This is a genomic window from Sphingomonas sp. RB1R13 (assembly GCF_036663775.1).
Classification (GTDB): domain Bacteria; phylum Pseudomonadota; class Alphaproteobacteria; order Sphingomonadales; family Sphingomonadaceae; genus Sphingomicrobium.
In genome coordinates this window covers 1-1,003 of sequence record NZ_JAXOJM010000136.1, presented here as the reverse complement: position 1 = coordinate 1,003, position 1,003 = coordinate 1, and the positions used below count along the sequence as shown (strand labels likewise).

Annotated in this window: 2 pseudogenes; both read right to left on the bottom strand. The window is 71.7% G+C overall.

Annotated elements, in window-relative coordinates:
* Positions 1-375 (bottom strand): annotated as a pseudogene (locus U1700_RS15525) (tetratricopeptide repeat protein); the annotation flags it as partial.
* Positions 376-408: 33 nt separating this feature from the next.
* Positions 409-1,003, bottom strand: a pseudogene (locus U1700_RS15520) (hypothetical protein); the annotation flags it as partial.

Sequence of the window (1,003 nt, the reverse complement as noted above, 5' to 3'; positions counted from 1 at the left end):
CTGTGGCCGCCCCTGCGCATAGGCGACCGCCCCCTCCAGCATCGCCACGCCGGGCCGCATTCGCAGCGTGCCGCCGGTCAGCTGCAGGAGCTGCTGCGCCAGGGCGTAACGTCCTGCCCGGGCCGCGATGACCGCCTGGAGATAAAAGGCTTCGGGATTGCCCGGTTGCGACACCAGGGCCGAACGCGTCGCGGCCAGCGCCTCGCTCGCCCGACCCAGGTCGCCAAGCGTCGCGGCATATTGAAGCAGTGCCCGCAGGTGATAGGCATCCCGCGCCAGCGCCGCCTGGAACCAGGGCAGTCCGGCGGCCAACCCGTAACGGGCGCGCAGCACTTCGCCCTGCAGGGTCAGCGCATCGGGGTAGGCGGGCGCCAACCCGGCCGCGCGCGCCGAAGCCCGCGACGCCCCCTACATGTCGCCCGCACCGAACCGGCTCCGCCCGAGGTCGGTCCAGATGCGCGCATCCTTGGGATAGAGGTCGGCCAGCCTCTGCAACTCCTGGCGCAAAGCCGCGCCGCCAAAGCCGCTGTCGTCCTCTGCTGCCTCCACCTGCGCCGCGATACGCGCCATGGCGGCGTCGCGTTCGGCTGGCATCCGGTCGACCGCATCCTGTGCCCCCGCCAGATCGCCCTGGATCAGCCGCGCCTCGGCCCTGGCCGCCAGCGTCTCGTTCAGCGGCACGCCGTCGGCCAAGGCCCGGTCGAGGGCCGCATCGGCCGTCACCCCTTCGCCGAGCAACAGGCTGGTCCGCGCCAGCATCATCTGCGCCGTCCGCGACCGGGGTGCTGCGTCCGCCGCCTGCCGCGCCTGATCGTGCGCCGAATGATAATTGCCTGCTTCCAGTGCCGCAGTCGCACGTCGCAGTGCCTCAGTGGGATCGACCGGAGGCTTTCCGCCGCGAGCCAATGCCAGCAGCCCCGCCATCGCCAGCGCGACGACGAACAGGACGGCCAGGATGCGGATACGCCGCTGGATCGATCGCCGCTTCCAGATACGCCGCTTG